The sequence below is a fragment of the Halomonas alkalicola genome (genome assembly GCF_030704205.1).
GTDB lineage: Bacteria > Pseudomonadota > Gammaproteobacteria > Pseudomonadales > Halomonadaceae > Halomonas > Halomonas alkalicola.
Genome location: NZ_CP131913.1, coordinates 1,129,509 through 1,145,419 on the forward strand (window position 1 = coordinate 1,129,509; position 15,911 = coordinate 1,145,419).

At 68.4% G+C, this 15,911-nt stretch carries 15 protein-coding genes and 1 pseudogene; 5 read left to right on the top strand and 11 right to left on the bottom strand.

Annotated features, from left to right (window positions below):
• Positions 1-25: 25 nt before the first annotated feature.
• The 5 genes and pseudogenes from trkI to B6N23_RS05450 all read right to left on the bottom strand — a co-directional run bounded on the left by trkI (position 26) and on the right by B6N23_RS05450 (position 4,540).
• Positions 26-1,533: pseudogene (trkI, locus tag B6N23_RS05430) on the bottom strand (Trk system potassium transporter TrkI).
• Between the two features lie 84 nt (positions 1,534-1,617).
• Complete coding sequence (locus B6N23_RS05435; protein ID WP_191225012.1) at positions 1,618-2,058, bottom strand: YtoQ family protein; 441 nt, start codon at positions 2,056-2,058, stop codon at positions 1,618-1,620.
• Between the two features lie 93 nt (positions 2,059-2,151).
• Positions 2,152-2,997: an MOSC domain-containing protein gene (locus B6N23_RS05440; RefSeq protein ID WP_305502604.1), complete on the bottom strand. Its 846-nt coding sequence runs from the start codon at positions 2,995-2,997 to the stop codon at positions 2,152-2,154.
• A 51-nt stretch (positions 2,998-3,048) separates the two neighbouring features.
• Complete coding sequence (locus B6N23_RS05445) at positions 3,049-3,399, bottom strand: hypothetical protein (RefSeq protein ID WP_169957762.1); 351 nt, start codon at positions 3,397-3,399, stop codon at positions 3,049-3,051.
• A 61-nt stretch (positions 3,400-3,460) separates the two neighbouring features.
• Positions 3,461-4,540, bottom strand: a complete 1,080-nt coding sequence (locus B6N23_RS05450; protein WP_305502607.1) for an NAD(P)-dependent alcohol dehydrogenase — start codon at positions 4,538-4,540, stop codon at positions 3,461-3,463.
• Between the two features lie 183 nt (positions 4,541-4,723).
• On the opposite strand from B6N23_RS05450, the gene B6N23_RS05455 reads away from it, so the two are divergent.
• Together B6N23_RS05455 and B6N23_RS05460 are read left to right on the top strand one after the other, a co-directional pair.
• A complete protein-coding gene (locus tag B6N23_RS05455; RefSeq protein ID WP_305502609.1) occupies positions 4,724-5,716 on the top strand; it encodes a DMT family transporter in 993 nt (330 codons plus the stop codon).
• 30 nt (positions 5,717-5,746) lie between these two features.
• Positions 5,747-6,172 (top strand): VOC family protein, encoded by a 426-nt coding sequence (locus tag B6N23_RS05460; RefSeq protein WP_305502611.1) that lies wholly within the window; start codon positions 5,747-5,749, stop codon positions 6,170-6,172.
• An 88-nt stretch (positions 6,173-6,260) separates the two neighbouring features.
• On the opposite strand, the gene B6N23_RS05465 is transcribed toward B6N23_RS05460, so the two are convergent.
• The 6 genes from B6N23_RS05465 to B6N23_RS05490 form a co-directional block, all read right to left on the bottom strand.
• A complete protein-coding gene (locus B6N23_RS05465) occupies positions 6,261-7,034 on the bottom strand; it encodes an enoyl-CoA hydratase-related protein (protein ID WP_305502614.1) in 774 nt (257 codons plus the stop codon).
• Between the two features lie 187 nt (positions 7,035-7,221).
• The gene (locus tag B6N23_RS05470; RefSeq protein WP_305502616.1) at positions 7,222-8,070 is read right to left on the bottom strand and encodes a 3-hydroxybutyryl-CoA dehydrogenase; all 849 of its coding nucleotides are present in this window, start codon (positions 8,068-8,070) and stop codon (positions 7,222-7,224) included.
• A gap of 36 nt (positions 8,071-8,106) precedes the next feature.
• A complete protein-coding gene (locus B6N23_RS05475; protein WP_305502619.1) occupies positions 8,107-9,738 on the bottom strand; it encodes an acyl-CoA synthetase in 1,632 nt (543 codons plus the stop codon).
• Positions 9,739-9,818: 80 nt separating this feature from the next.
• Positions 9,819-11,612 (bottom strand): acyl-CoA dehydrogenase, encoded by a 1,794-nt coding sequence (locus tag B6N23_RS05480; RefSeq protein ID WP_305502622.1) that lies wholly within the window; start codon positions 11,610-11,612, stop codon positions 9,819-9,821.
• A 97-nt stretch (positions 11,613-11,709) separates the two neighbouring features.
• Complete coding sequence (locus B6N23_RS05485) at positions 11,710-13,131, bottom strand: MFS transporter (protein ID WP_305502625.1); 1,422 nt, start codon at positions 13,129-13,131, stop codon at positions 11,710-11,712.
• 243 nt (positions 13,132-13,374) lie between these two features.
• Positions 13,375-14,010 (bottom strand): class I SAM-dependent methyltransferase, encoded by a 636-nt coding sequence (locus B6N23_RS05490; protein WP_305502632.1) that lies wholly within the window; start codon positions 14,008-14,010, stop codon positions 13,375-13,377.
• A 60-nt stretch (positions 14,011-14,070) separates the two neighbouring features.
• Here B6N23_RS05490 and B6N23_RS05495 point away from each other — a divergent pair, with 60 nt between their 5' ends.
• The 3 genes from B6N23_RS05495 to B6N23_RS05505 all read left to right on the top strand — a co-directional run bounded on the left by B6N23_RS05495 (position 14,071) and on the right by B6N23_RS05505 (position 15,906).
• A complete protein-coding gene (locus B6N23_RS05495) occupies positions 14,071-14,478 on the top strand; it encodes a VOC family protein (protein ID WP_110068314.1) in 408 nt (135 codons plus the stop codon).
• An 82-nt stretch (positions 14,479-14,560) separates the two neighbouring features.
• The gene (locus B6N23_RS05500; protein ID WP_302141631.1) at positions 14,561-14,965 is read left to right on the top strand and encodes a DUF4870 family protein; all 405 of its coding nucleotides are present in this window, start codon (positions 14,561-14,563) and stop codon (positions 14,963-14,965) included.
• A gap of 11 nt (positions 14,966-14,976) precedes the next feature.
• Positions 14,977-15,906: a lysophospholipid acyltransferase family protein gene (locus B6N23_RS05505; RefSeq protein ID WP_305502636.1), complete on the top strand. Its 930-nt coding sequence runs from the start codon at positions 14,977-14,979 to the stop codon at positions 15,904-15,906.
• Positions 15,907-15,911 lie beyond the last annotated feature (5 nt).

The following is a 15,911-nucleotide window of genomic DNA, read 5'->3' on the forward strand; positions in this document are numbered from 1 at the left end:
CGTCAAAGTTTCATAAAACCTCGCCTTACTTGCGCCAGAACATCGGTGTCAGCAGTACCAGTACGGTCAGGATCTCCAGCCGTCCCAGCAGCATGCCGACGCACAGCAGCCATTTCGCCGCATCCGCATCCGTGAGGGTGCGAAATTGCCTGCCGGGCCGATGATGTCGCCCAACCCCGGGCCCACGTTGGCCACCGCGGTAGCGGCTCCCGAAAGGGCCGTGGTCATGTCCAGCCCCATCAGCGCAAGCCCCAGGGCCAGGCCGGCGATGGTGAGGAAGAAGAAGAACGAGAACGCCACCACGCCACGGGTAATGTCGTCGGTGAGCGGCTGGCCGTTGTAACGCGAAGCGAAGACGCCCTGGGAGTGGACCAGAAAACGCAGCTGGTTGCGCAGCAGGATGGTGGCCACCTGAAAGCGGAAGATCTTCATGCCGCCGCTGGTGGAGCCGCTGCAACCGCCAATGAAAGTGAGATAGAAGAACGCCACGTAGGCCAGCGGCCCCCAGGCGCTGTAGTCGTCGGAGGCATAGCCGGTGGTGGTGACCACCGAGATGACGTTGAAGGTAACGTGAGTGAGCGCCTCGAACGGCGCCGTACCGTGCCAGATGCGCCACAGCGAGAGGCCCAGAATGACCAGCGCCAGGAGAAACAGCAGTCCCTGCACCTGCTGGTCACGCCACAGCGCCATGCTCGAGCCACGCAGCGTACGGATGTAGAGCACGAAAGGCAGCGCACCGGTCAGCATGAACAGCGATGCCATCCACAGCAGATGGGGCTGCTCGGCGTAGGCACCGAAAGAGGCATCGGAATTGGCGAAGCCCCCGGTGGCCAACGACGTCATGGCATGCACCACCGCATCCAGCAGCGTCATGCCGCCTGCCCAGTAGGCCAGCATAGCGATCAGGGTAAAGCCGCAATAGATGCTCAGGGTAGCCTTGGCGATGCCACCCGTACGCGGCATGACCTTATCCGACCAGTCCGACGACTCGGTATGGAACAGGCGCATGCCCCCCACCTTGAGGAAGGGCAGGATGGCGATGCCCATGACGATGATGCCGATGCCGCCCAGCCACTGCATGATGCCTCGCCACAGCTTCAGCCCATCGGACAGGTCCTCGATACCGGCCAGTATGGTGGAGCCCGTGGTGGTAATGGCCGAGACCGATTCGAACACGGCGTTGGTGAAGCTGAGCTGCGGCGCGCCCAGCACCAGCGGCAGGCTGGCAAAGCCGCTGACGCTGATCCAGCTGAAGGTGGTGACGACGAACATCTGCCAGGGCTTGAGCTCGATCCGCGTGCGAGCCGTGGACAGCCACACCAGCGCCACGGCCACCATCACCAACATGATCGAGAGGCCGAAGGCGCGGGCGTCGGGGTCACGCTCGACGACCAGCACCAGCCAAGGAACGGTCATGAAGACGGCCAGTACCGTCCATAGCACCGACATGACCTTGAGCACGGGCGACCAGCTACGCCAGTGGTACCTGAGCCGTACGCCAACTTCGTTTACACCGTATCCGGCGGTACGCATTCAGCCATCACCTCCCCATCGAACATGACGGCATGAAAGCACAGCCACACCTAAAAAAACCGAAAAAATCGTCGCACGCCAGCCTCAGCCACGAATCACATAGCGCAGGATCTCGACCACCTGCTCGGTAGTGGTCGCCCAAGCCATGGCAGCGGCATCGACCTCCTTGAGCGGGTGGACGATCTCCTCGCCGTGAAGGGTCACGTACGGCTTGCCGAGTGCTGCGCAGTAGCCGGCATCGAAGGCCGCGTTCCACTGCTTGTACTTGTCGCCGAAGCGCACCACCACCAGGTCGCTCTGCTCGATCAGGGTCTTGGTACGAATGGCATTGACCTTGGCCGACTTGTGGTCGCGCCAGAAGGCGTCGCTTTCGCGTCCCAGGTGGTCGCCTGCGGCATCGCTGGCGTCATGGTCGGTGACAGGCGCGGTGAACACGATGTCCAGACCGGCAGCCTTTGCGCCGCGCTCGATCTCGTCACGCCAGTCGGTATGGATCTCGCCGGATAGGTAGACATGTAAGCTCATGGCAGGCTCCTGGTGGGGGATGGACGAATCGGACCCGCCATCATAGCCCAGGGCGATTTTAATGAAAAATCATTCCAGGAATGCAGAGGCCGGTCAGGCGGGGCTCGCCGCCACCACATCGCCCACGCTGAGCGTCTCGCCCTCTCCCGCCAGCAGGATGGCGTTCTGGCCGAAGTAGCCGCCGGGGGCGAGGCGTGGGTTCATCTCCACCAGGGTACGCAGCGGCTCGCCGGGCACCGGTATCTCGCCGCTGTGCTGATCCACGGTGGTGATCTTGCAGCGCTGGCAGGGCTTGCGCAGCCCCAGCCGCCAGCGGCCGTCGGTGGGGCCGAGCGCTTGCCAGCCATCCTCGGCGAAGGGCTCGGCACCCTCGATCACGATATTGGGGCGAAAGCGGCTCATGGGCACCGGCGACAGCTCCTTGGCGGCAAGCCGACGGTTCAGCTCGACGAGCGACGCCGTGGAGGCCACCAGCAGCGGATAGCCGTCGGCGAAGGCGGTGTGGGCCCACTCGCCGGGCGCCAGGTAGTGGGGTTCCACCGGGCGAAGGTGGTCGGGGGCAAAGCGCACCAGGCGCAGGCGGCTGCCGCGCAGATCCCCCAGCGCCGCGGCCAGCCAGTCGCGGGCCTCAGCCCCTTCGTCCAGGGCGTCGCAGCGATCCTTCCAGACGGTGACCGAGAGACGCTCCTGCTGGCGGGCGGCAAGCGCCACGCGCAGCGGCGCGACCCCGGGGTGGGCAAGCACCAGGGCATCGGGCTCCAGGGTGACGCGGATGGACGCCATGGCCGGCAGCTGGCGCTGGGTAACGAAGCGGCCGACATCGTCGACCACCATCCAGCGGCGATCCCAGGCCAGGCCCTCGGCGGTCAGGCGTGCGTCATCGAGGGCGATGCCGCCCAGCGACTTGACCGGATAGATGGCAAGCTGGGTGATTCTCACGGGCGGCTCCTCGGTGGGGTCTGCCCGACGCCTGGCCCGGGCGGGAAGGCGTTACAGTCGCTGGGTCTCGATCACATGGCCGATGATCGGGTAGCCGGCCTTGCGGGCGGCCTTTTCGGCCTCGAGCTGCGCCTCGATCTTGGAGATGCTGGAGGAGACATGCTCGAAGACGGTGTCCAGCTCGAGGGGCTTGGTACGCACCGCCAGCTTGACGCGGTGGCCGGTCTTCGGCGAACCGGCCGGCTTGTTGCGCGGCGCCTTGGCCTTGGCCTCTTCGTCGGCCTCCTTGGGCCATTCGGGGGGTGACGTCACCGCCTTGCGCCGTGTTTCCTGCGCGTTGTCCATGAAGGCGTTGATCTCACGACGCATCTGTCGCTCGAACTCACTCAGTTCCGTTTCCATCGTGTCTCCGTCTACCTCGATGATGGCGGGAGTGTACCAGAACTCCCGCCATCGCAAGGACTCAGGAGACTTCAAGGGCAATCTTCAGCACCCCGTCGCGCTGGTGGGAGAAGAGGTCATAGGCGTCGACGATCTTCTCCAGCGGGTAGCGGTGGGTGACCATCGGGCCGAGGTCCAGGCGGCCGCTGTCGATGATCTGCATCAGCCGGCGCATGCGCTCCTTGCCGCCGGGGCAGAGCGAGGTGACGATGCGATGGTCGCCGAGGCCGGCGCAGAAGGCGTCCAGCGGAATGGTCAGGCTCTCGGAGTAGACCCCCAGGCTCGACAGGGTGCCGCCAGGCTTGATCACCCGCAGCGCCTGCTCGAAGGTCTGCTGCAGCCCCAGCGCCTCGATGGAGGCATCCACGCCGCGGCCGCCGGTGAGCTTGAGGATCTCGGCGACCACGTCAACTTTCCGGAAGTTGAGGGTCACGTCGGCACCCATCTTCCTGGCCATCTCGAGGCGCTCGTCGACGCCGTCCACGGCGATGATCAGCCCCGCGCCGCGCAGCCGGGCACCGGCGGTGGCGCACAGGCCGATGGGGCCCTGGGCGAACACCGCGACGCTGTCGCCGATCTTGATATTGGCCGACTCGGCGCCGGCGAAGCCAGTGGACATGATGTCCGGGCACATCAGCACCTGGTCGTCGGTGAGGCCGTCGGGCACCGGCGAGAGGTTGGCCTGGGCGTGGGGCACCCGCAGGTACTCGGCCTGGGCGCCGTCGATGGTGTTGCCGAAGCGCCAGCCGCCCATGGGCTTGTAGCCGTGGGCGTGGTGGCCACCATCCTGGGCGCTGCAGCCGTCCTGGCAGGCGTAGGAGGTGAAGCTCGGGCAGATGGCCCCGGCGATCACCCGCTGGCCCTCGTGGTAGCCCTGAACGTTGGCGCCAAGCTTCTCGATCACCCCGACCGGCTCGTGGCCCACGATCAGTCCCTTCTCCACCGGGTACTCGCCCTTGAGGATATGCACGTCGGTACCGCAGATGGTGGTGGTGGTGACCCGGATCAGGGCGTCGTTGGGGCCGATGTCGGGGATCGGTCGGTCGTCGATCTCGATGCGGCCGGGCTCTACGAAGACGGCGGCTTTCATCATGGCGGGCATGGGCAAGGCTCCAGATTCCGGAAAGGGTGCCCTACAGCTATAGCAGGGGTTTGCCACCTATGCCCTTGATGGACGTCAAGATCATGCCGCAATGCCGCACAAGGGGCTGCCCTTCCCAACGCCTCGCGGCCGCCGTAATCTGATTGTTTTCCCGCGAACGATATCGCCATCCAAGGAACCGGTATGTCACCCGCCGACACCCTGCGCCTGCTGCTGCTCTCCTCGCTGTGGGGGCTGTCGTTCATCTTCATGCGGGTGGCCGCCCCGGAGTTTGGCGCGGTCTCGCTGGTGCTGGTGCGCATGGGCGTGGGTGCCCTGCTGCTGGTGCCGCTGCTGCTCAGCCTCTACTACCTGCGCCTGGTCTGGCAGCACAAGGGCAGCCTGCTGCTGCTGGGCGTGATCAACCATGTGCTGCCCTTCTCGCTGCTGGCCCTGGCCACCACCCGCCTGGAGGCCGGCTTCACCTCGCTGATAAACGCCACCACGCCGATCTTCACCGCCCTGCTCGGCGCACTCTTCTTTACCGTGCCGATCCAGCGCCGCCAGTACCTGGGCCTGGCCCTGGCCCTCTTCGGGGTCTACGTGCTCTCGGCGGACCGCCTGGATTTCGCCCTGGGCGGCGACGGCTGGTTCATCCTGGCCGTGCTGGGCGCCACCTTCTGCTACGGCATCGCCGGCAACTATTCTCGCAACCACCTGTCCCACCTGCCGGCACGGGTGCTGGCGGCGGGCAGCTCGGCCATGTCGGCGCTGGTGCTGCTGGTGCCGGGCCTCCTGCTGTGGCCCAGCGAGCCGATCAGCGGCCAGGCCTGGGCCAACGCCCTGGCGCTGGCGGCGCTCAGTACCACCGCCGCCTTCTTGATCTACTTCGCCCTGCTGGCCAGCGCCGGGGCCACCGCCACCTCCACGGTGACCTTCCTGGTGCCGGTCAGCGCTCTGCTGTGGGGCTACCTGCTGCTGGGCGAGCGCCTGAGCCTGCAGATCCTGGCCGGCATGGCGATTACCCTGGCCGGCACCGCCGTCGCCACCGGCCTGCTGCGGCTGCGACGGCGCGCCTTGCCATCCCCCGCGACCGCGGCACAGCCGATGGCGGCAACCCTCGATGCAACACAGACTGCAGCACCCGGGGCCACCCCCGATGACACCCCGCCCGACAACAACCACTCTCGACACTGATCATCCACGAGAGAACACCAGGAGAACCCCATGAGCCTTTCCCCCTTTCATCTGGCGATTCCCGTCCACGACCTGCCCGCGGCCCGCGCCTTCTACGGCGAGGTGTTCGGCCTGGCTGAGGGCCGCTCCAGCGAGCAGTGGGTCGACTTCGACTTCTTCGGCCACCAGCTGGTGATCCACGAGCACCCGAAGATGCCCTACCAGGAGCAGGCCAACACCAACGCGGTGGACGGCCACGACGTGCCGGTGCCACACTTCGGGGTGGTGCTGGGCTGGGAGGAGTGGGAGAGCCTGGCCGAGCGGCTGCGCGCCCGAGGCACCGAGTTCGTGATCGAGCCCTACGTGCGCTTCAAGGGCCAGGTGGGCGAGCAGGCCACCATGTTCCTGCTCGATCCCTGCGGCAACGCCCTGGAGTTCAAGGCGTTCAAGGACATGAGCCAGCTGTTCGCCAAGTAGCACCAGCGGCGCAAGGCTGGCCAGACGCAGCGCGGCCGTGGCATCTCTGCCACGGCCGCGGTTGTCTCACCAGAAGGACACGCCAGGATCAGAAGTTCGGCTTGCGCTTCTCGACGAAGGCGCTCATGCCCTCGGTCTGCTCGTCGCCGGCGAAGCAGAAGGCGAACAGCGCGGTCTCCAGCGCCAGGGCGCTGTCGAGGTCCTGGTCCATGCCGTCGTGGATTGCCTGCTTGGAGGCGCGCACCGACTGCGGGCCGTTGCCGCCCAGCTGCTTGGTGAGCTCCTCGGCGTAGGCCTCGAGTTCCGCCTGGGGCATCACCCGGTTGACCAGGCCGATGCGCAGCGCCTCGGCGGCATCGATCTTGCGCCCGGTGGTGCAGAGGTCCAGGGCCATGGCCGGGCCGACCCGGCGCGGCAGGCGCTGGGTGCCGCCGAAGCCGGGGATCACGCCCAGCAGCACCTCGGGCTGGCCGAAGATGGCGTTGTCGCTGGCCACCGCCCAGTCGCAGGCCAGGGCCAGCTCGCAGCCGCCGCCCAGGCAGAAGCCGTTGACCAGCGCCACGGTGGGGACCGGCAGGGTCTCCAGCCGCTTGAGGGTGGCCAGTGCCTGGCGGGCGAAGGCGCGGGCCTCCTCCGGGGTCTTGGTGCGCATCTCGGCGATGTCGGCACCGGCCACGAAGGACTTCTCGCCGGCGCCGGTGACCAGCACCGCGCGCAGGTCGTCGCGGGCCTCCAGCTCGGCCAGGACGCGCTCGAGCTCGCTCAGCACGGCGCTGTTCAGGGCGTTGAGCGCCTTGGGGCGGTTGATGGTCAGGCGCACGATGCCGGCGTTGTCGACGACCTCGATCAGCTGCTCGCTCATGGGTGGGGCTCCTCGGCTTGTTGTTCGATGATGGAAATGGAAGACGCTACCGCCCAACCCTAGCGAACGCTTGGTTGGGCGGCAATGCTTCCTTGGTGGATCCAGTCCGGGTATGAGGCTCCCCGGGGGCGCCTTCGCCCGGCGGAGCCGGCCTCCCACAGGAGATACCGGCCCGCCAGGTGAGTGATCAGGAGTAGACGTGGAAGCCGCGGCCGGTCTTGCGGCCCAGGTAGCCCGCGGCCACCATGCGCTTGAGCAGCGGGCAGGGGCGGTATTTCGGGTCGCCGAAGCCCTCCTGCAGCACCTCCATGATGGAGAGGCAGACATCCAGGCCGATCAGGTCGGCCAGGGCCAGCGGGCCCATGGGGTGGGCGGCGCCCAGCTTCATGGATTCGTCGATGTCCGCGGCGCTGGCCACGCCCTCCTGGAGCAGGAAGGCCGCCTCGTTGATCATCGGCACCAGCAGGCGGTTGACCGCGAAGCCCGGGGAGTCGGCGATGGCCACGGCGGTCTTGCCGAGCGACTCGGTCAGCGCCTCGATGCGCGCCACGGTGGCATCAGAGGTCTGCTCGGCGCGGATCACCTCGACGAGCTTGAGCACCGGCACCGGATTGAAGAAGTGCATGCCCACCACTCGCTCAGGGCGCTCGCACACCGCGGCGAGCCGGGTCAGCGACAGCGACGAGGTGTTGGAGGCCAGTATCGCGTCGTGGGTCAGTCGGCTCAGGTCGCGGAACAGCTTCTCCTTGAGGGCCGGCTGCTCGGGGGCCGCCTCGATGATCACCTCGCAGTCGCGCAGGGCGTCCAGCGCAGTGGAGGTGGCCAGGCGCGCCATGGCGGCCGCCTTGTCGGCCTCGGAGAGCTTCTCCTTGGCCACCAGCTTGCCCAGGCCCTTGTCGATACCGCCTCGGGCGCGTTCCAGCTGCTCGTCGGCCACGTCGTAGAGCTGCACGGCAAAGCCGCTCTGGACCAGCACCTGGGCGATGCCCTGGCCCATGGTGCCGGCGCCTACCACGCCGATCGCTTGCTCACTCATTGCACTCTCTCCTTGGTTGTTGTCGGGCCGGGGCGATCACTGCTTGCGGGCTTCGTCGCGCAGCACGAACTTCTGGATCTTGCCCGTGGAGGTCTTGGGCAGCTCGGTGAAGATCACCGTCTTCGGCGCCTTGAAGTGGGCCAGGCGCGCGCGGCAGTGATCAATGATGTCCTGCTCGGTCACCTCACCGTAGCCCACCTTGAGCTTGACGAAGGCGCGGGGGGTCTCGCCCCACTTCTCGTCGGGCTTGGCCACCACCGCGGCCTCCTCCACCGCCGGGTGCGCGTAGATGGCATCCTCCACCTCGATGGTGGAGATGTTCTCGCCGCCGGAGATGATGATGTCCTTGGAACGGTCCTTGATTTCGATGTAGCCGTCGGCATGCCACACGGCCAGGTCGCCGGTATGGTACCAGCCCCCCTCCATGGCCTGCTCGGTGGCCGCCGGGTTCTTCAGGTAGCCCTTCATCATGGTGTTGCCGCGCATCAGGATCTCGCCGATGGTCTGGCCATCCTTGGGCACCGGCTCCAGGGTGTTGGGGTCGGCCACGCAGAGCGCCTCGAGCATGTGGTAGCGCACCCCCTGGCGGGACTTGAGCTTCGCCCGCTCCTCGGCGGGCAGCTCGTTCCAGGCCTCGCGCCAGGCGCAGGAGGTGACCGGGCCGTAGACCTCGGTGAGGCCGTAGACGTGGGTCACGTCGATGCCGAGGCGCTCCACGCCGGCGATCACCGAGGCGGGCGGCGCGGCGCCGGCGGTGGTGACCTTCACCGGATGGCCGAAGTCGCGCTTCTGGTCGTCCGGCAGGTTGACCAGGCCGTTGAGCACGATGGGGGCGCCGCTGAAGTGGGTGACTCCCTCGTCGGCGATCAGGTCCATGACCCGCTTCGCCTCGACCTTGCGCAGGCAGACGTTGGTGCCGGCGGCGGCGGCGATGGTCCAGGGGAAGCACCAGCCGTTGCAGTGGAACATCGGCAGGGTCCACAGGTAGACCGGGTGGTGGGGCATCGCCCACACCAGGATGTTGCTGGTGGCGTTCAGGTAGGCGCCGCGATGGTGGTAGACCACCCCCTTGGGCTTGCCGGTGGTGCCGGAGGTGTAGTTGAGCGAGATCGCCTGCCACTCGTCCTCGGGCAGCCGGTAGGGGTAGGCCGGGTCGCCCTCGGCCAGCAGCGCCTCGTACTCCAGGGCGCCGATGGCCCGCCCCTGGGGCATGAACTCGGGGTCCGCCACGTCAATGATCAGCGGCTTGTCGTCGAGCGTCGCCACCGCCTCCTCGATGACGTCGGCAAACTCGGGGTCGACCAGGATCGCCTTCGCCTCGCCGTGGGCCAGCATGTAGGCGATGGCCTCGGCGTCCAGTCGGATGTTCAGGGTGTTGAGCACGAAGCCGGCCAGGGGCACGCCGAAGTGGGCCTCGAACATGGCCGGCACGTTGGGCAGCATGGCGGCCACCGTCTCGCCGGGCTTGACGCCGCGCTTCGACAGCGCCGAGGCGAGCCGCCGGCAGCGCTCCCAGGTGGTCGCCCAGTCGCGGCGAATCTCGCCGTAGACCACCGCCGGATAGTCCGGGTAGACCGAGGCGGTGCGCTCGATGAAGGTCAGCGGTGACAGGGCCACATGATTGGCCGATGTCTTGGGCAGGCCCTGTTCGAAGATGCTCTGGCTCATGCTTGGCTCCGAGGAATGTCGTGATGCGATGTCATGAACGGCCGCCGCCGGCACGGGGCCGGCGGCGGATCGATGCGAGATCAGTGGGCGGCGGCGTCGAACGCGGCGAGGCTCGCCATGCCGGCCTCGATCACCGCGCGCTGGGCGCGGCCCACCGGCAGCCACTGGCGGATGGCGTAGTCGGCGCTCTGCTGCTTGGCCCGGTAGAAGGGTTCATCGCGGCCGGCGGCCACGGCGGCGCTGGCCTTGAGTGCCGCCTGGCCCATCTGCCAGGCGCAGAGCACGTGGCCGGCCAGGTTCAGGAAGGGGGTGGCATAGGCCTGGACGGCATCGGCGCCCTGTTCCGGGTCGGCGCCCGCCTCGAGCACCGCGACCATGGCGGCGCGCAGGTCGGCGGCACCGCCGGCCAGGCTCTCGCCCAGGGCGGCGTGCTCGTCGCTGGCCTTGAGGGCGTCGGCGGTGGCCTCCACCTGGTCGATCAGGCCCTCGAGGGCCGCACCCCGGTCGCGCTGCAGCTTGCGCCCGGCCAGGTCCAGCGCCTGGATGCCATTGGTGCCCTCGTAGATGGGGGCAATGCGGGCGTCGCGCAGCAGCTGGGCGGCGCCGGTCTCCTCGATGAAGCCCATGCCGCCGTGCACCTGCACGCCGAGGGAGGCGATCTCCACGGCCTGGTCGGTGGAGAAGCTCTTGACCACCGGGATCAGCACCTCGACCCGGGCCTGGGCGGCGGCGCGCTCGGCGTCATCCTCGGCGTGGCGGGCCAGGTCGAGCTGGGCGGCGCAGTAGAGGGCCAGCGAGCGCAGGGCATCGGTGCGCGCCCGCATGGAGAGCAGCATGCGGCGCACGTCGAGGTGGTCGCTGATGGTGCAATCGCTGCGTCCGGAGCGCGGGCTGCGGCCCTGGGTGCGATCCAGGGCGTAGGCGAAGGCGTGCTGGCAGGCGCGCTCGGCCACGCCGATGCCCTGGATCCCCACCTTGTGGCGCGCCTCGTTCATCATGGTGAACATGTGGTTGAGGCCGCGGCCCTCCTCGCCCACCAGGTAGCCGATGGCGCCCTCCCCCTCGCCGAAGCTCAGGGTGCAGGTGGGGGAGCCGTGGATACCCAGCTTGTGCTCGATGGAGGCGCAGATGACGTCGTTGCGCTCGCCGAGCGAGCCGTCCGCATTGACCAGGAACTTCGGCACCAGGAACAGCGAGATGCCCTTGTTGCCCTCCGGGGCATCGGGCTTGCGGGCCAGCACCAGGTGGATGATGTTCTCGGCGGCGTCGTGCTCGCCCCAGGTGATGAAGATCTTCTGGCCGAACAGCCGGTAGCTGCCGTCTTCCTGGGGCACGGCGCGGGTACGCACCTTGGAGAGGTCCGAGCCGCCCTGGGGCTCGGTGAGGTTCATGGTGCCGGTCCAGGTGCCCTCGACGAGCCTGGGCAGGTAGCGCTCCTTCAGCTCGTCGCTGCCGTGGTGGGCCAGGGCCTCGATGGCGCCGGCGGTGAGCATGGGGCAGAGCCCGAGGGCCATGTTGGCGCCGTGCAGCATCTCCTGGACGGCGCTGGCCACCACCTCGGGCAGCCCCTGGCCGCCCAGCGCCTCGGCCACGCCGATGCCGTTCCAGCCGCCCTCGGCGTAGGCCTGGTAGGCCTCGGCAAAGCCGTCGGGCAGGGTCACCCCGCCGTCGTCGCGGCGGGTGCAGCCCTGGCGGTCGCCGCTGGCGTTGAGCGGCGCCCATACCTCGCCGGCAAGCCTGGCGGCCTCCTCCAGCACCGCCTCCACCAGGTCGGGGCTGGCCTCCTCGAAGCCGGGCAGCGAGAGCGAGCCATGCTCGAGCAGCTCCTCCAGGACGAAGCGGATGTCGCGAACGGGGGCGGCAAAGGGGATCATCGAAGCACCTCGGGGAAAAATGATAGCAACGATAGTAGATTCCCTACTTTTCGTTGGCCATTAGCCCAAGGTCTTACCCCGCCTCGCCCTCCGCGCCTCAGCTACGAGAGGGCAGCGGCTCGAGGCCGGGCAGCTCCTCCTGGGTGGGCTCGCTCTCCTGCCTGGCCTCGGCCTCGTCGAAGTAGGCCACATGGGACTCGTCGGCCGGCGGCGGGCCGACCAGGGGCTCGGCCACGTCCACTTCGGGGACCGCCCCGGAGAGATCCTCCATGTGCTCGTGCTCGGCGGCCCCCTGCAGCAGCTCCTCGGTGACCACAAGCTCGGCACCGGCGGCGGACATCGGCGTGGTGGGATGGAAAGGCGCCACCGGCACCGGCGCCGGACGCACGCTGCGCCGCCAGCCGAAGAAGGCCACCAGGAACAGGCCCAGGGCGCCGAAGCTCCAGAACAGCCCGGCATCGCCCAGGGCGGCCATCACCGGCGAGATAAGCGGCGGGCTGATCGCCGAGCCGATGGCGTTGATCAGCAGCAGGCCCTGGCTCATGCGCACCAGGGCACCGGCGGGCGCCCGGTCGGCGGCGTGGCCCACCGCCACCGGATAGAGCGAGAAGACCCCGCCGCCGAGCAGGAACAGCAGCCCCGCCAGCAACCAGGTGGACATCGGCAGCCACAGGATCGCCGCCGAGATCAGCGCACAGAAGCCACCTATGGCGATCAGCACGATCTGGCGATCGTGGCGATCCGACCAGCGTCCCACCGGGTACTGCAGCAGCATGGCGCCCAGGATCACGACGGCCATCATCTGGCCGATCCGATCCACCGAGAGGCCGATGCGCTGCAGGTAGAGGGGCAGCAGCGCATAGACCGCGGCCACCGCGATCCCCGAGCCGAAGCTGCCCATCACCCCGGTGGGCGTGAGGGTGATCAGGCGGTGGGGCGGCAGCGGCTCGGCCTTCTCGATCAGCGGCGAGACCCGCGGGATCATCGCCATGGGCAGCACCGAGAGCGAGGCCAGCATGGCGATCACCATGAAGGAGGCCGCTCCGCCCATGGCCTCGGTGACGCCCAGCAGCAGCTGGCCAAGCACCCCGGCGGCGTAGAGGGAGATCATGTAGAGCGCCAGCAGGCGCCCGCGCACCCTCTGGTCGCCGGCGGTGAGCAGCCAGCTCTCGATCACCAGGTAGACCCCCACCGTGGCCCAGCCGCCGATCAGGCGCAGCGCGAACCAGGCCCAGGGGTGATCCACCAGGCCCTGCAGCAGCACCGTGACCGCCACCAGCGAGGCGAAGCTGCCATAGGCGCGAATATGGCCGATGCGCAGCAGCAGGCGGTCGTTGAGCATGGCCCCCAGCGCCAGGCCGATGAAGTAGGCCGAGGAGACCCAGCCGATCACCACCGCCGACTCGCCGGCGGCGTCCAGGCGCAGGGTGATCACGGTGGCCAGGAAGCCGTTACCGATGCCGAGGATGAAGAGACCGAGCAGCGGCGCCAGGGCCATGGTCAGCAGTTGCCGCGACATTGCATGCCTCACAGCGAAAGGAAAGACGGAAAGAGTGGCAGAAAACGGGACATCTCGCCTGTCCGGCGGGCCGGAAACGGCGCCTGAAGCGCCGGCAGGGTATCGAAGCGCGCGAATCATACGCCCGATTGGCGGCGAGTCAATCGCTTTCCCGACCCGGCATCAGCAAGGCGGAATTTTCTTCTGCCAGCTCCCCCCAGTTTGGCAATATCATCCGCCACACCCCCTCCCCCACCTCACGCCTCAGGGCTTCTGCAGCAACACCACGTCGGCGGCAGGAAATTCCACGCGCATGCCGAGCTCATCGGCAAGCCACCGAAAGGTCGTCTCGCTGAAGAAGGCCACGTGAGTCGGGTCGAGGATGTAGTGCCAGCGGGCGAACGCCTCGCGATCGGTGGCCCGCTTGGTCATCAGCCCCAGCCAGCCGCCGGGACGCAGGCGTTGTGCCAGGCGCGCAAGCTCCTCCCCCGGTGCGAAGAGGTGCTCGACCACCTCGGTGGCGGTGATGAAGTCGTAGGCCTGTTCGAACACCCGGGGGTCGGGGGCGTAGAAAGGGTCGTAGACCGCCATGGGATGACCCGCCTCCTCGAACATCACCGAGAGGGTCGGCCCGGGGCCGGCGCCGAAGTCGAGCCCCCGGGCGCCGGGGGCGAGGCGCTCGCGCAGCGGGTCGAAGAGCCGTCCCAGGAAGCGCCGGTAGCCGGGGTCCTCCGGGGAATTCTCGTGCTGGTCGTAGACCGCCCGTTCCTCCTCGGGGCCTAGCCGGAAGGCCGGCGGCACGAACACCAGCGCGCAGCGCCGGCACTGGTGGTACTCGCGCCGCGCATCGCGATGGTAGAAGGCCGCGTCGTCAGATGCGCATAGCGGGCAGGTCGGCATCGTCGTATCCTCTGTGCCAGAACGTTCTTGCCACTCCAGGACAAGACCAAGGAGATGTGAATGCTGTCAGGTCTGGATCATCTGGTCATCACCGTGACCGACATTTCCCGCGCCGTGGACTTCTACTCCCGGGTGCTGGGGCTGGAGGTGCGCTATCGCGACCGCGAGCGCGTCGACCTGATCCTCGGCGACCTGGCCCTGCGCCTGCACTGGACCGCCACCGATATCGAGCCCAGGGCGGCGACCCCCACCCCCGGCAGCATCGATATCTGCCTGCGCAGCCTGCTGCCCCTGGACGAGGTGGCCCGCCACCTGGAGGCTCTGGAGGTGGAGGTGGAGCTCGGCCCGGTCGAGCGCCAGGGCGCCACCGGCCTGCTGGAATCGGTCTACCTGCGCGACCCGGACGGCAACCTGATCGAGATCAGCCGCCCGCTGCGCCAGGCGGCCACCGAGGCCGCCGAGGGCTGAGCTCCCCGGCCGGCGCTGGCAATGCATCTGCCGGTCGGTATCATGACGCCCCGAGATTCGATTCCACGGCCAGGGACGCCCCATGAGCGACAATTTCCAGAGTGACAGGCCCCGACAAGACCAAGTCCAGAACGACAATGTGATCATCGAACGGCGCGAGCCCCCCGATACCACCATGCCCATGGTGGTCTATGCCCTCTACCTGGTCAGCTTCGTGGTGGGCTTCACCTCGGTGATCGGCGTGGTGATCGCCTACGTCTACCGCGGCAAGGGACCGGCGTGGCTCGACGAGCACTACCGCTATCAGATCCGCACCTTCTGGATCGGCCTGCTCTACGCCACCATCGCCTCCATTCTGGTGCTGGTGGCCATCGGCATCCCGCTGCTGATCGCCCTGGCGGTGTGGCTGATCGTGCGCTGCGTGAAGGGCTTCCGCGGCCTGCAGGAGAAGCGCGCGCCGGACAACGTGGACACCTGGCTGTTCTAGGCGACGCACCCATGGCCGACTCCCGCTCCCAGTCCAGTCCCCGTCAGGCCCGCGCCATCGCCGGGCTGTGGAAGAGCCTGGCCGGCCGCAGGCTGGCCACCCTGTGGTGCCTGTCGCGCCTGGCAGGCCCCCTGGTGCACCGCTTCAGCCGCCGCGAGCGCGAGGTCACCGAGATCAACCTGGGCGAGGTCTACCCGGCGCGCAGCACCGCCGAGCGCCGCCGCCTGGCCCGGGAAAGCCTGACCCACTCCACCGCCACCATGCTGGAGCTCGGCTTCGCCTGGATGGGCGACCCCGAGAGGGTCGAGGCCTCGATCCAGGCCGTGCACGGCCGCGAGCTGCTCGACGAGGCCCGCGCCGAGGGCCGCGGGGTGATCGTGCTGGCGCCGCACTTCGGCAACTGGGAGGTGCTCAACTTCTGGCTCTCCAGCCACTTCCCCTTCACCGCCATGTACGAACCGCCGAAGATCGCCGAGCTAGACGCCGTGACCCGCGCCGGGCGCGAGCGCATGGGGGCGAGCCTGGTGCCCACCAACCCCAGGGGCGTCGCCGCCCTGCTCAAGGCGCTCAAGCGCTCCGAGGCGATCGGCATCCTGCCGGACCAGGAGCCCGACTGGGGCAGCGGCGTCTTCGCCCCCTTCTTCGGCCGTCCCGCCTACACCGCCACCCTGCTGCCCAAGCTGGTGGCGCGCACCGAGGCGCGGGTGGTGACCGGGGTCGCCCGGCGCATCCCCGGCCGCGGCTTCGAGCTCCACTTCCTCCCCGCCGACACGCGGGTCTACTCCCCGGACGAGGCCGAATCCGCCACCGGCGTCAACGCCTGCGTGGAGGCCGCCATCGCCCTGGACCCGGCCCAGTACCAGTGGGAGTACAAGCGCTACCGCAAGGTGGTCGAGGAGCAGCAGGGCCACCCCCGCCATCAGGAGTTCCGGCTCTACTGAGCGTC

Coding starts and splice junctions, on each gene's coding strand:
- B6N23_RS05490 (WP_305502632.1), bottom strand. CDS start 14,010: ATGCCGACCTGCCCGCTATGCGCATCTGACGACGCGGCCTTCTACCAT.
- B6N23_RS05465 (WP_305502614.1), bottom strand. CDS start 7,034: ATGAGCGAGCAGCTGATCGAGGTCGTCGACAACGCCGGCATCGTGCGC.
- B6N23_RS05450 (WP_305502607.1), bottom strand. CDS start 4,540: ATGCCCGCCATGATGAAAGCCGCCGTCTTCGTAGAGCCCGGCCGCATC.
- B6N23_RS05475 (WP_305502619.1), bottom strand. CDS start 9,738: ATGAGCCAGAGCATCTTCGAACAGGGCCTGCCCAAGACATCGGCCAAT.
- B6N23_RS05445 (WP_169957762.1), bottom strand. CDS start 3,399: ATGGAAACGGAACTGAGTGAGTTCGAGCGACAGATGCGTCGTGAGATC.
- B6N23_RS05495 (WP_110068314.1), top strand. CDS start 14,071: ATGCTGTCAGGTCTGGATCATCTGGTCATCACCGTGACCGACATTTCC.
- B6N23_RS05460 (WP_305502611.1), top strand. CDS start 5,747: ATGAGCCTTTCCCCCTTTCATCTGGCGATTCCCGTCCACGACCTGCCC.
- B6N23_RS05500 (WP_302141631.1), top strand. CDS start 14,561: ATGAGCGACAATTTCCAGAGTGACAGGCCCCGACAAGACCAAGTCCAG.
- B6N23_RS05485 (WP_305502625.1), bottom strand. CDS start 13,131: ATGTCGCGGCAACTGCTGACCATGGCCCTGGCGCCGCTGCTCGGTCTC.
- B6N23_RS05505 (WP_305502636.1), top strand. CDS start 14,977: ATGGCCGACTCCCGCTCCCAGTCCAGTCCCCGTCAGGCCCGCGCCATC.
- B6N23_RS05470 (WP_305502616.1), bottom strand. CDS start 8,070: ATGAGTGAGCAAGCGATCGGCGTGGTAGGCGCCGGCACCATGGGCCAG.
- B6N23_RS05480 (WP_305502622.1), bottom strand. CDS start 11,612: ATGATCCCCTTTGCCGCCCCCGTTCGCGACATCCGCTTCGTCCTGGAG.
- B6N23_RS05435 (WP_191225012.1), bottom strand. CDS start 2,058: ATGAGCTTACATGTCTACCTATCCGGCGAGATCCATACCGACTGGCGT.
- B6N23_RS05455 (WP_305502609.1), top strand. CDS start 4,724: ATGTCACCCGCCGACACCCTGCGCCTGCTGCTGCTCTCCTCGCTGTGG.